The sequence below is a fragment of the Tahibacter aquaticus genome (genome assembly GCF_004363655.1).
GTDB lineage: Bacteria > Pseudomonadota > Gammaproteobacteria > Xanthomonadales > Rhodanobacteraceae > Tahibacter > Tahibacter aquaticus.
On record NZ_SNZH01000012.1, the window covers coordinates 243,428 to 254,657 of the forward strand.

General features: G+C 66.0%; 6 protein-coding genes. All 6 read left to right on the forward strand.

From position 1 onward, the window contains the following. Window positions 1–84 precede the first annotated feature (84 nt). The 6 genes from DFR29_RS19185 (at window position 85) to DFR29_RS19210 (ending at window position 10,980) form a co-directional block, all read left to right on the forward strand. Complete coding sequence (locus DFR29_RS19185) at window positions 85–339, forward strand: exodeoxyribonuclease VII small subunit (RefSeq protein ID WP_133820241.1); 255 nt, start codon at window positions 85–87, stop codon at window positions 337–339. Further along, window positions 339–1,259 (forward strand): polyprenyl synthetase family protein, encoded by a 921-nt coding sequence (locus tag DFR29_RS19190; protein ID WP_133820242.1) that lies wholly within the window; start codon window positions 339–341, stop codon window positions 1,257–1,259. The genes DFR29_RS19185 and DFR29_RS19190 overlap by 1 nt, the downstream gene beginning before the upstream one ends. A gap of 975 nt (window positions 1,260–2,234) precedes the next feature. After that, window positions 2,235–4,292 carry a heme-binding protein gene (locus DFR29_RS19195; protein WP_133820243.1) on the forward strand — a complete coding sequence of 686 codons (2,058 nt, stop codon included), beginning with the start codon at window positions 2,235–2,237 and terminating at the stop codon, window positions 4,290–4,292. Window position 4,293: 1 nt separating this feature from the next. Beyond that, entirely contained in the window at window positions 4,294–6,111 is a 1,818-nt protein-coding gene (locus DFR29_RS19200; RefSeq protein ID WP_133820244.1) for a hypothetical protein, read from the forward strand. Window positions 6,112–6,415: 304 nt separating this feature from the next. Continuing rightward, window positions 6,416–10,336 (forward strand): hypothetical protein, encoded by a 3,921-nt coding sequence (locus DFR29_RS19205; RefSeq protein WP_208113653.1) that lies wholly within the window; start codon window positions 6,416–6,418, stop codon window positions 10,334–10,336. 137 nt (window positions 10,337–10,473) lie between these two features. Then, window positions 10,474–10,980: a hypothetical protein gene (locus DFR29_RS19210; protein ID WP_133820245.1), complete on the forward strand. Its 507-nt coding sequence runs from the start codon at window positions 10,474–10,476 to the stop codon at window positions 10,978–10,980. Window positions 10,981–11,230: the final 250 nt, after the last annotated feature.

The following is an 11,230-nucleotide window of genomic DNA, read 5'->3' on the forward strand; positions in this document are numbered from 1 at the left end:
TTCCGGCCACGTCACTGGATTTCCGTACCAAAGTGTCTGCAGTTGCGATTGACCGCCCACAATCACTACGTTAGGTTTCGTGCCATGTCCAATGTCGCCACCCAGACTCCGAACCAGATCGTCGACTTCGAAAAGTCGCTGGACGAGCTAGAACAGCTCGTCTCCCGCATGGAACACGGCGATCTCAGCCTCGACGATTCGCTGTCCTCGTTCGAGCGCGGCGTGGCCCTGTACCGCAACTGCCAGAACGCGCTGGAACAGGCCGAACTGCGCGTACGCCTGCTGCTCGATCCGACCGACCCGGACAGCGCCGTTCCGTTCCACCCCGAAACACCTTGATGAATTCCGCTGCCGTACCCACGCCGCCGGCCACCCTGGCGGCGAGCCTGCTCGCCTATTCCGAGCGCGCCGAAACCGCCCTGGCACGCCTGCTGCCACCGCAAGACCAGCCCCCGGTCGAACTGCACCGCGCCATGCATTACGCCGTACTCGGCGGCGGCAAGCGCCTGCGACCGCTGCTGGTCTACGCCACCGGCCGCGCCCTCGGCGCCAGCCTCGACCAGCTCGACGCCGCCGCCGCGGCCGTTGAAATCATCCATGCATATTCACTGGCCCACGACGACCTGCCGGCCATGGACGACGACGACCTGCGCCGCGGCCGTCCCACCTGCCACATCGTCTTCGGCGAAGCCATGGCCATCCTCGCCGGCGACGCCCTGCAAGCCCTCGCGTTCGAACTGCTCGCCGCCGACGCCGCCCTGCGCGTGACGCCCGCCGTGCGCGTGGAAATGCTGCGCGTACTCGGCGCCGCCTGCGGCTCGCACGGCATGGCCGGCGGCCAGGCACTCGACCTCGCCGCCGTCGGCAAGCTGCTCAGCCCCGCCGAACTCGAACGCATGCACAGCCACAAGACCGGCGCCCTGATCCGCGCCTCGGTCCGCCTGGGCGCCCTGGCCGCCGGCTGCAGCGACACCGGCCGGCTGGACGCCCTCGAACGCTACGGCCACTGCATCGGCCTGGCCTTCCAGATCCGCGACGACATCCTCGACATCGAAGGCGAAAGCCACGTCATCGGCAAGACTGCCGGCAAAGACGTCGCCAACGACAAACCCACCTACCCGGCCATCCACGGCCTGGAACCTTCACGCCGTCTGCTCGCCGACCTCACCGGCGAAGCGCTGGGCGCCATTGCGCCGTTCGGGCCGGATGTGGATGAACTGGCGCAGATTGCGCGGTTCGTGGCGGAGCGCGCGAGCTAGCGCTGGAGTAGCTTCCGGCAAGGCGCAGTCGAATGCCAATGCCTGGCCTCCCCGCAGCAAGCCACGACGGCGAAAGCGCCGCACCGCAGCCCCCCGCTGGGCGCGGGCCAAGGCCTTCGCCAACAAACCCTTGCCTCGCGTGGCCGGAATGGCACGACGCGAGCCGCTCTTGCGGCGCTCGCTGGGCCGGGCTTTGGTCGGCCTGGCCTCTACCCCGGCGCCAGAGCCTCGCTGTTATCGCCGCGCAGGCTTACCGCCGACAAACCTTGCGCTGAGGCCCACTTGACCGCCTGCGCCCTCACCTAACCGCCCCCCCCCCAGCGAGCTTGGGCGAGAGGGACCCACATCAGAAGCCACGCCGTCTGCAAAGACATCTCGGACCACGCAGAGCCGCGCAAAGCAGGCCGCCGCCAGTCGCAGGAGATCCGCGGGTTGATAACGAAGTTGCGGCCATAGCTGTCGCTGCGGTCGCCGTTAGAGAAAGAAGGTCGCGCGCCGCAGGCGGGCGAAACCGCCTTTGCTTTCCCTCGGATACCCAACGAAAAGAAGCCGCCCGAGGCAGGCAAAATCGCCTTCGCTTGACCTCGGATACCCAACAAAGAGAGGTCGCCGAAGGCTGGCGAAACCACTCTGGCCTTGGCACTAAACAAACGAAGGTCGCGCGCCGCAGGCGGGCGAAACCGCCTTTGCCTGGCCTTTTGGATACACAACGAAAAGCGGACGAAACCGCTTTTGCCTTCCGTTCAAAAACGCCCTTTTCGCGCGCGAAAAAATCCCCAGCGGCCCCGCCGCCAAAAACCCACGGAATCCCCCTACACCCCCAATAACGCAAAACACCGCCAAAACCAGACATCCTGGCCAACAAACCCGAAAAACGCGCCAAACCCCGCAATTCCTGGGCTAAGATCCCCCAACGAAACACTGATGAGACCTGAGCGAGGCGCCCCCGGCGCCCGCCACTCGGAGGATGGTGCGATGGGGAGATCGCCGTTTCACGGGCTGCTGGCCGGCTTCTGCCTGGCCCTGGCCGCCTGTAGTGGGGGCAGCAATTCCGGCAGCACGGTAGGTACCGCGCCGCCGACCAATCCGCCCCCCGGTTCTACCGACTCCGGCTGTAGCGGGTCGTGCGGCAATGCCCAGTCGTTCCTCAGCGAAGACGATGTGCGCAAGGTCATTGCCCAGGGCGTGGCCGAGGCGCGCGCGCAGGGACGTCCGGCCACCTTCGTCGTCGTCGACCGCGTCGGCAACGTGCTCGCCGCCTATGCCATGGCCGGCGCACCGCCGACGGTCAAGGTCAGCTCCGGCCGCGGCGTGGTCGGCGGGCTGGAAGGGCTGGACGTACCCGCCGAATTCGCCGCTATCGCCAAGGCGCTGACCGCCGTCTACTTCTCTTCCGAAGGCAATGCCTTCACCTCGCGCACCGCCGGCCAGATCGCGCAGGAACACTTCAACCCCGGCGACCGCACCGCGCCTTCCGGCCCGCTGTTCGGCGTGCAGTTCTCGCAGCTGCCCTGCTCGGATATCAGCGCGCGCTTCACCAGTGGCACCGGCGCCGGGCCGCACCGCTCGCCCATCGGCCTGTCGCCCGATCCCGGCGGCATTCCGCTGTACAAGGCCGGCGTGCCCGTCGGCGCCGTCGCCGCGGCCGGCGTCGACGATACCTACGGCCTCGACGACAACGCCGGCGACCGCGACCGCAACCTCGACGAATACGCCGCGCTGGCCGCCACCTACGGCTTCGCCGCACCGCAGGACCGCCGCGCCGACCGCATCACCGCCGGCGGCCTGACCCTGCGTTTTACCGATGTGGAATTTTCCGAACTGGCGCGCGACCCGGCCACCGCGCCGGCCTTCGCCAGCCTCACGCCCGCCGACGGCGCCCTGCTGCGCGTACCCGGCTATGCCGACCCGGTGGTGCTGCGCGGCCTGGCCCTGGGCACGGTGGAATCGGGCATACGTCCGGATACCACCGACTACCCCGGCCTCGACGCCTTCGTCCTCGACGACGGCAGCGGCACCAACCGCTATCCGCCGCGTGCCGGTACCGACGGCGCCGCCGCGCTGAATGCGGCCGAAGTGCGCACCATCGTGCAGGAAGCGCTGAAAGTCGCCGCGCGCACCCGCGCCCAGGTGCGCAAGCCGCTGGGTTCCCGCGCCGGCGAAACCGTCGTCGTGGTCGATACCAACGGCGCCGTGCTGGCGCTGGCGCGCTCGCGCGATGCGCTGGTCGATGCGGTCGACGTCACCACGCAGAAAGCGCGCACCGCCGCGTTCTTCTCCGGCACCTATACCGCCGGCGACATCGCCCTGTCGCCGACCGCGCGCTACCTGCGCGCCGCACTCAACCTCGGCGCCGGCCGCGTCGACCTGTTCACCGTGGCGCAAAGCGCGCCGGCCGCCTACGTGCCGCTGCTGCGCGGCTTCCTCGGCCTGCCCCAGGCCTGGAGCGACGGCCAGGTCGCCTATTCCCTGCGCACCATCGGCAACCTGTCGCGGCCGTTCTATCCCGATGGCGTGCCCGGCACGCCGCCCGGTCCGCTCAGCCTGGCGTTCGCGCGCTGGAGCCCGTTCCAGGACGGCCTGGAACTCGACCTCGTCTACAACCAGATCGCCGCCCACGTCGCCTTCTACCTCAACCAGAAAGGCCTCGCGCTGACCCTGGACGGCGTACCCGCCGCACCCGCGCCGACGCCGGCCGATCCGATTCCCGTGCCCGATGTCGGCCGCAACTGCACCGGCATCCCGCGCCTGCCCAACGGCATCACCCTGTTCGGCGGCGGCTTCCCCATCTACCGCGGCAACGTGCTCGTCGGCGGCGTCGCCGCCTCGGGCGACGGCACCGACCAGAGCGACCTGGTCGCCTTCCTCGGCCTGCACAACGCCGGCGTCGCGCTGAACACCGGCGTCGGCAACGCGCCCGTGAACCTGCGCGCCGACAAGCTGGTGCCCTCGGGCGCGCGGCTTTCGTACGTGCAATGCCCGCAATCGCCGTTCCTCAATTCCACCGAGCAGTTCGTCTGCGAGGGCAAGTGACATGCGCCAGCCACGCCTGCGTCCGCTCAGCGCGCTGATCCTGGCCGCGGCCACCGCGCCGGGCCTGGTTCATGCGGATACCTCGTCCATCGGCCTGCACTGGCTGGAACTCACCCAGCTGCTGCCGGCGCCGACCTACGATCCGTTCGCCTCGGAAATCCCGCGCCGCCGTCCCGGCCATCCCTACGAACGCTGGATGCCGTCGCCGCCGCAGAACCCGGACAACATCGATCCGGCACCGGTCGACCAGGTCGGCGAATTCCTGCCCGTGCCCGACCGCTGGCGCATCATGGAATCGCTGGGCTTCAAGCACCCCTGGTACGACCCGTACAACCAGAACCAGCTCAAGGCCGACAAGCCCGTCATCGGCAAGGACTGGTTCCTCAACCTGCTGGCCGTGTCCGACACCCTGATCGAGCCGCGCAGCCTGCCCACACCCGCCGCGCCGCAGGCGCCGAGCGAGCCGGGCACCAACGACACCCTGGGCGACGTCGACCAGCTCATCGCCGCACAGACCTTCATCGCCAGCGCCGTGCTGTACAAGGGCGACACCACCTTCAAGCCGCCGACCTACGAGTTCAAGGCCACGCTCGCCTTCAACTACAACCGCGTGCGCACCGAAGAAACCCGTGCGCTGACCATCGACCCCACCTTCGGCGAAACCCGCGACGACGGCTTCGTCGGCGTGCAGGAACTGTTCTTCACCTGGGACTATTCCAGCGAACGCCCGCGCTACGACTTCGACGATTTCCGCATCGGCATACAGCCGTTCTCCAGCGACTTCCGCGGCTTCCTGTTCCAGGACAACCAGCCCGGCATCCGCTTCTTCGGCACGCGCGATTCCAACCGCTGGCAATACAACTTCGCCTGGTTCCGCCGGCTGGAAAAAGACCTCAATTCCGGCCTCAACGACATCACCGAAAGCCCGCGCAAGGACGACATCTTCGTCGCCAACCTGTACCGGCAGGATTTCCCCTTCACCGGCTTCACCTCGCAGGCGACGGTGCTGCATAACCGCAACCGCGAGACCGATTCGTTCTACGACTCCAACGGCTTCATCGTGCGCCCCGCCGCCATCGGCCGCGAAGCGCCGCGCGAATACGACGTCACCTACCTGGGCTACAACGGCGACGGCCATATCGGCCGGCTCAACCTGACCGTGTCGGGCTACTACGCCATCGGCAAGCAGTCGGCCGGCGTGTTCATCGCCGACGGCACCGACATCCGCGCCGGCTTTCTCGCCGCCGAAGCGTCGATGGATTTCGACTGGATCCGCGCGCGCCTTTCAGCCGCCTATGCCAGCGGCGACGACGACCCGTTCGACGACCGCTCCACCGGCTACGACGCCGTGTTCGAAAACCCGATCTTCGCTGGCGCCGACACCAGCTACTGGATACGCCAGAACGTGCCGCTGATCGGCGGCGGCGGCGTGGCCATTTCCCAGCGCAACGGCCTGCTGCCCGACCTGCGCCCGTCGAAGGAACAGGGCCAGTCGAACTTCGACAACCCCGGCCTGCGCCTGATCGGCATCGGCGCCGACTTTGACCTGACGCCACAGACGCGCCTGTCCGGCAACATCAACCAGCTCTGGTTCGACAAGACCGAAATTCTAGAAGCCGCGCGCAACCAGGCCGACATCGGCCGCGGCATCGGCACCGATGTATCCGTAGCGTGGATCTGGCGGCCGTATGCCACCCAGAACATCGTCTGGCGCCTGTCCGGCGCGGCCTTGCTGCCCGGCGCGGGCTTCAAGGATCTGTATGGCGACCAGAAGTCGGCCTATTACAGCGTGCTGGGCAATCTGATCCTGACCTATTGAGGGGCGTGTCATGGGGAAACTGGTCGGGACAGGTTGTGAAGAAGGCGCTGAAAAAGGCGTTGTGGATATGGCTACCGGCGCTCCGTTCGGCGCGATGGGATCTGTGGATGTGGCGGCAAGCGTGCCAACCGGCGGGCAGGTGCAGGGCGGTGATGCGGCGACAAGCAAACCCTGTGGCGATCCTGCGCAGCGCCCCCTCACCCAACCCTCTCCCCCCGCTTGCGCTGCAGGAGAGGGCTTTGAGCCAGACGCGCTCGACCGCCGTAGCCCTCTCCCCCAAGCCCCGCGTGGGGGAGAAGGTTGCGTGAGGGGGCAGGCATTTCCGCCAAGCCCAGCACGTGGTTTTGCGCGGCCCGCCATCCGTAGCGTCTATTTCGGCGTTGCTGCCCTGCTGCTCTGCGCCTTCGTCGCCAGCCTGTTCACCATCACCCCGGCCAGCGCCTCCGGCGAAGCCAAGAAAGTCGAACGCACCTACACCACCGCCCCACCCGCCCCGGCCTTCCAGACCTGGGCCCAGGCCGACGCCAAATCCGCCGGCTGCGTGTCCTGCCACACGGCAAGCGACCGCAAGACCATGCACGCCAGCGAAGCCGTCGTACTGGGCTGCACCGACTGCCACGGCGGCGACGCCACCGTCTTCGGCAACGCACCACCGGCCAACCCCGGCGAAACCCGCGGCGACAAGCATGCCGACATCGGCCACGCCGCCAGCGCCGGCGGCGGCAAAAGCGCAGGCACGGCCCCGCGCAACTACAGCGCCGGCTACATCGCCGCGATGGACAAGGCCCACATCCTGCCGCAATACCCGGACCGCTGGCCCAACAGCGCCAACCCGCCGCGCAGCTACACGCACCTGATCCAGGAAGCCCCCGAATTCGCCCGCTTCATCAACCCCGGCGACCTGCGCATCGCACGCGAATCCTGCGGCGCCTGCCACCTGCCGCTGATCCAGCAGGCCGAAAAAAGCCTGATGGCCAACGCCGCCATGTTCTGGGGCGCGGCCGCGTATAACAACGGAATATTGCCCTACAAGCATTCGATACTCGGCGAAGCCTATACCCGCGACGGCAAGCCCTCGTCCGTCGACAACGGCATCCCCAACGATGCCGCCATGGACGCCGCCGGCATCCTGCCCAAGATCAGCCCCATGCCAGCCTGGGAAACCGTGCCGCCCGCCGACGTGTTCCGCGTGTTCGAACGCGGCGGCCGCAACATCGGCAACCTGTTTCCGGAAATCGGCGTACCCAGCGAAACCGGCGCCATCCAGCGCCTGGAAGAACCCGGCCGGCCCGACCTCAAGCAATCCAACCGCGGCCCCGGCACCGGCAGCCGCGTGGCGATTCCGGTACTGAACATCCACAAGACCCGCCTCAACGACCCGTTCACCTGGTTCCTTGGCACCAACGACAACCCCGGCGATTTCCGCTCGTCCGGCTGCAGCGCCTGCCACGTCGTCTACGCCAACGACCGCGATCCGCGCCACTCGGCCATCCATGCCAAGTACGGCAACATGGGCATGAGCGCGCAGATCGATCCGACCATTCCCAAGGGCGAATCCGGCCACCCGATCAAGCACGAGTTCACCCGGCAGATACCGACCAGCCAATGCATGATCTGCCACATGCACCAGCCGAACATGTTCATCAACTCCATGCTCGGCTACACCATGTGGGACTACGAATCCGACGCGCCCTTCATGTGGCCGGAAAAACAGCACTACCCCGACGACGAAGAAATCTTCAAGACCCTCGACCGCAACCCGGAAGAAGCGGCCATCCGCGGCAAATGGCGCGATGTGGATTTCCTCAAAGATGTATCCCTGCTCAACCCGCAGCTGAAAGACACCCAGTTCGCCGACTACCACGGCCACGGCTGGAACTTCCGCGGCATCTACGCCCGCGACCGCAAAGGCAACCTGCTCGACGACAAGCAGCAGAAGATCGACGACACCGATCCGCAGAAGTGGAAGAAAGCCGTCCACATGTCGTCCATCCACGTCGACGTCGGCATGCAATGCGTCGACTGCCACTTCGGCCAGGACAACCACGGCAACGGCTATCTCAAAGCCGAAGTGGCCGGCGCGGTGGAAATCCAGTGCCAGGACTGCCACGGCACTTCCGACCGCCTGCCCACGCTGAAAACCTCTGGCCCCGCTGCGCCGAAAAATGGCCGCGACCTGCTGCTGATCCGCAACCCCGACGGCAAGAAGCGCTTCGAATGGGTCGGCGATGCCCTGATCCAGCGCTCCGCCGTCACGCCCGGCCTGGAATGGACCATGAGCCTGGGCAAGGACGTGTCCAACCCGCTGTCGCCGAACTACAACGAGAAAGCGACGCGCGCCCACACCATGTCGCGCAACACCGCCACGCAGGCCTTCGGCGCCGACGTACCGCTGGACCAGCGCGCCCACGGCGAAGACAAGATGCTCTGCTACACCTGCCACACCTCGTGGACGACCAGCTGCGGCGGCTGCCACCTGCCCATCCAGGCCAACGCCCAGACCGAGCGGCACAAATACGAAGGCGGCTTCACCCGCAACTTCGCCACGTACAACCCGCAGGTCGCGCGCGACGACATGTTCTTCCTCGGCATACACGGCGGCATCAAAGACCACAAAGTGGCACCGGTGCGCTCGTCCTCCGCGCTGATCCTGTCGTCGACCAACATCAACCGCGAACGCATCTACATCCAGCAGCCGCCGGTCTCCGCCGCGGGTTATTCCTCGCAAGCCTTCGCGCCGCACTACCCGCATACCGAGCGCAAGACCGAAACCAAGACCTGCACCGACTGCCATCTGTCCAAAGACAACGACAACAACGCCATCCTCGCGCAGACGCTATTGCTCGGCACCCGCTTCGTCGACTTCGTCGGCTTCAACGCCTGGGTCGGCGGCGACGGCGAAATCGCCGCTGTGCGCGTCACCGAGTGGGACGAACCGCAAGCCGTCATCGGCAGTTATCTCCAGCGCTACGCCTACCCCGACTGGTTCGCCAACCACCAGAAAGCCGGCCAGCGCCTGCAGGAAAGCTACGAACACAACGCCGGCACCGCCAGCTGCCTGCAACTGCGCGGCGAATACCTCTACGTCGCCGAAGGCAAGGCCGGCATGCGCGTCTACGACGTGGCCAGCATCGCCAACAAAGGCTTCTCGCAACGCATCATCACCGCGCCCTCCTCCGCCGCCGGACAGGACACCCGCATCGCGAGCAAGAACGCCACCTGCGTGATGCTCGCCACCACGCAACCCGTGTCCTTCGCACGCAACGAAAAAGCCAGAGAGATCGCCGCGAACCAGGAACAGGCGATGCACCCGCTCTATCGCTACGCGTTCATCACCGATAGCGAAGAAGGCCTCATCGTCACCGACATCGACACGCTCGCCGACGGCGAATTCCGCAACAACTACCTCGTCCGCGCCGCGACGTGGAACGACGGCGGCGTACTCAACGGTGCGAAACACCTCGCCATCGCCGGGACTACGTTCTATGTCACCGCCGACGCCGGCGTCGTCGTGCTCGACATGACCGACCCGCTCAAGCCGCGACACATCACCACCGTGCCGATGGCCAACGCCCGCGCCGTGCAAGTGCAGTTCCGCTACGCCTTCGTCACTGCCGCCGACGGCCTGCACGTCATCGACATCACCAAGCCCGCCGAGGCGCGCGAAATCACCAGCGCGTTCCTGCGCCTGAGCGACGCGAGAAAGCTGCACCTCGCCCGCACCTACGCCTACATCGCCAACGGTGCAGAGGGCCTGGCCATCGTCGATATCACCAAGCCCGAACAGCCCAGGCTGTACGAAATGTTCAACGCCGGCGGCAAGCTCAACGACGCCAATGATGTGATCGTCGGTACCACCAACGCATCGCTGTTTGCTTACGTGGCGGACGGCAAGAACGGCGTGAAGGTCATCCAGCTGACCAGCCCGGAATCGCAGCCGAAGTTCTACGGGTTCAGCCCGGATCCGAAGCCGCAGTTGATTGCTTGGCGCGAGACGGCCAAGGCGGCGTTGTCACTGTCGCGTGGCCTTGAACGCGACCGTGGCGTGGATGAGAGCGGGAATCAGATTGCGATCTTCGGGCGCATCGGGTCGCGGCCGTTTAATTTGCAGGAGATGCAGAAGCTGTATCTCGATGCGGATGGGAAGCCGTGGGGGGTTAGCGACGTTCCGCCCGCACCGCAGGCGCAGGGGCAGAAGCGCGCCAACAGCCCACCGCGGCCCTGACGAACTGCACAAGTGAGAGGAGTGCGTTCCTCGAAGCAGAGTCCTCCTGTTACTTCGATGAACCACTCGGATCAACTGCAACCGGGTTTTCCAGCGACACGTAGACGGTCGCGCGGTGGTCGAATCCGGCACTAGCCATGCGGGAGGTCGTGATCGTGCGCTCATACCTTGCAGCTTTCGTCATCTTGATGGTTTCAGCGGCGGCCGACGCGGCCCTTCTGGTTACCACTCCCTCCAACGCTTGTTCCCTGTTGAACAGCCACGGCCTGGCAACAAGAGGCTGGACGCACCAGTACGACAATGAGTTCGGGTGCTCGTCTCCCTACAAGGAAATCGGCACCGGCTTTCCGTTGGCAAACAATCTTGCCTTCTACGTCGCCGGCGGGCCCACCACAGCACGCCGAGCGAAGCTCGTACTCAATGTCAACGATTCAAACTCCGCTGCCCTCGCTCACCGCGAGCTTCTGAAGGCTGCAGAACTCTTGAGCGCGAAAGCAACCGGAATGCCGCTACCGAAGGAGATCGGTGGCGCAATCGTGGACGGAACCATGATTACTAAGTCCGTGGGGCCGGCGGCCGTTGAAGTTCTGAGAATCGACTGGCCAACTGGAAAAGGCTACGAGTTAAAGGTTGTCTTCGAATAGCCGCAAAGACCTAAGTTTACTTGTCGTGTAAGTCAATCAACCCCGTTCCCGCCTAGTACTTACATCATCGTCGGCATAGGGAGAACGCTTCATGCGTGTACGCATCTCGTTGCTAGCTATTTCGTAAGCGTCCGGCGCCGCCACATTCTCGAACCCGATCATCAGAGCAATGCTTGTCGCTCACCTTCTCGGAGCGCCAAGCGTGCAAGCATCGAAGACCGAAGCCTTCTGGCGCCGTCACGTTGAAGCG

Coding starts and splice junctions, on each gene's coding strand:
- DFR29_RS19185 (WP_133820241.1), top strand. CDS start 85: ATGTCCAATGTCGCCACCCAGACTCCGAACCAGATCGTCGACTTCGAA.
- DFR29_RS19210 (WP_133820245.1), top strand. CDS start 10,474: ATGCGGGAGGTCGTGATCGTGCGCTCATACCTTGCAGCTTTCGTCATC.
- DFR29_RS19190 (WP_133820242.1), top strand. CDS start 339: ATGAATTCCGCTGCCGTACCCACGCCGCCGGCCACCCTGGCGGCGAGC.
- DFR29_RS19200 (WP_133820244.1), top strand. CDS start 4,294: ATGCGCCAGCCACGCCTGCGTCCGCTCAGCGCGCTGATCCTGGCCGCG.
- DFR29_RS19195 (WP_133820243.1), top strand. CDS start 2,235: ATGGGGAGATCGCCGTTTCACGGGCTGCTGGCCGGCTTCTGCCTGGCC.